The sequence below is a fragment of the Kineococcus indalonis genome, from assembly GCF_009906395.1.
Taxonomy (GTDB): domain Bacteria; phylum Actinomycetota; class Actinomycetes; order Actinomycetales; family Kineococcaceae; genus Kineococcus; species Kineococcus indalonis.
In genome coordinates, this window is record NZ_JAAALM010000736.1 from 1 (window position 1) to 1,462 (window position 1,462).

General features: G+C 76.0%; 2 protein-coding genes. One reads left to right on the plus strand and one right to left on the minus strand.

Going from position 1 to position 1,462, the window contains the following annotated elements:
* The first annotated feature begins 129 nt into the window (after nucleotides 1–129).
* Nucleotides 130–738, plus strand: coding sequence for a dihydrofolate reductase family protein (locus GTR00_RS20695; protein WP_166613409.1), 609 nt, complete (start codon nucleotides 130–132; stop codon nucleotides 736–738).
* 63 nt (nucleotides 739–801) lie between these two features.
* Here the strand turns inward: GTR00_RS20695 and GTR00_RS20700 are convergent, their stop codons facing one another.
* The gene (locus tag GTR00_RS20700) at nucleotides 802–1,260 is read right to left on the minus strand and encodes a DUF4383 domain-containing protein (protein WP_166613410.1); all 459 of its coding nucleotides are present in this window, start codon (nucleotides 1,258–1,260) and stop codon (nucleotides 802–804) included.
* Between the last annotated feature and the right edge of the window lie 202 nt (nucleotides 1,261–1,462).

The window sequence follows — 1,462 nt, forward strand, 5'->3', positions numbered from 1 at the left end:
CCCGCGGCCGCCGGGACTCATCGTCGCGGCCGCGCGCGCCCCGCGACGATGAGTCCCGGCGGCCGCGGGGGTCCACCCCGCAGCGGAGCCGGCGCAGCGGGTGCCGGCGCGGTGGACGGAGGAGCAGCGGTGAGGATCGTCGTCAGCGAGTTCACGAGCCTGGACGGCGTGGTGCAGGCGCCCGGTGGTCCCGAGGAGGACACCGACGGCGGCTTCGCCCACGGCGGCTGGTCGATGCCCCACTTCGACCCCGAGGCGATGGGCGGGGCGATCGACGCCCTCATGGGCGAGACCGAGGCGCTGCTCTTCGGGGCGCGCACCTGGCGGACCATGGCCGGCGCCTGGCCGGAGCGCTCCGGGGACGGCGACGCCTTCACGGACCGGATCAACACGGTGCCCAAGCACGTGGCCTCGCGCAGCCTCACCCCCGCCGACATGACCTGGCAGGGCTCGGTGCTGCTGCCCGCCGACGACGCGATCGGCGCTGTCCGCGGGCTGCGCGAGCGCGGCGGCGCCGGCTCCGGCGCGGTGCTGCAGGTCATGGGCAGCGCCCACCTGGCCACCCAGCTCGCCGAGCAGGACCTCGTCGACGAGTACCTGCTCATGCTGGAGCCGGTCCTGCTGGGAGGCGGCAAGCGCGTCTTCCCCGGCGACGGCCGGGCGCGCCCGCTGGAGCTGGTCTCCGCGACCACCACGGGCACCGGCGTCCTGGTCTGCCGGTACCGGCGCGCGCGCTGAGCGGGCCCGGACGCGCCGCGGCGCCCGGGCGCCCTCAGCGCCCGGGCGCCGCGGCCCGCCGGGTCAGAAGACGCCGTTCTGCTCGATCTCCTTGGCGCGGGAGCGGTTGGCGCTGACGAGGAGGACGACGCCCAGCACCAGGTACAGCACGTTGCTCGCGGCGTCGGTGGGCAGCAGGCGCGCCGGGGAGTTGTTCACCAGGCCGGTGCCGGTGATCCCCATCCCGATGAGCAGCAGCGCGTGCAGGACCACGCTCTTGTGCGCCTGGCGCACCGAGCCGGCGAAGACGAGCACCGTCACGCCGTAGAGGAAGAGCAGCACGGAGGTGGTGACCGAGACCGTGAAGAGGCCGAAGAGCTGCGCGCCGCTGCCCCACAGGCCCATCTCGTCGTAGCGGGTCGTGATGCCCGGGACGAGGCCCAGCAGGCCGAGGACCGACAGGAGGACCCCGGTCGCCTGGGCGTGGCGGCGGACGGGCCCGCCCTTCGTCTTGGCTGCTTCGATGGCCGCGGTAGCGCTCATGGACGCATCTTCCCAGGAAGGCGCCGCGGCTGCTCACCCCCGGGTGCCGCCGCGGCGGCACCCGGGGGTGAGCGGAGCGTGACGGGCGCCCGGCCGTGTCGGTGCCGGCGCCTAACCTCCTGGCCGTGCCCGCCGCGCCGACGCCCCCGCCCGCCCTGCGCGTCCACGGGCTGTGGACGCGCGCCGGCACCCTGGCGCTGTG

Excerpts from the sequence above, each read along its gene's own strand:
- GTR00_RS20700 (WP_166613410.1), bottom strand. The coding sequence starts at position 1,260 with ATGAGCGCTACCGCGGCCATCGAAGCAGCCAAGACGAAGGGCGGGCCC.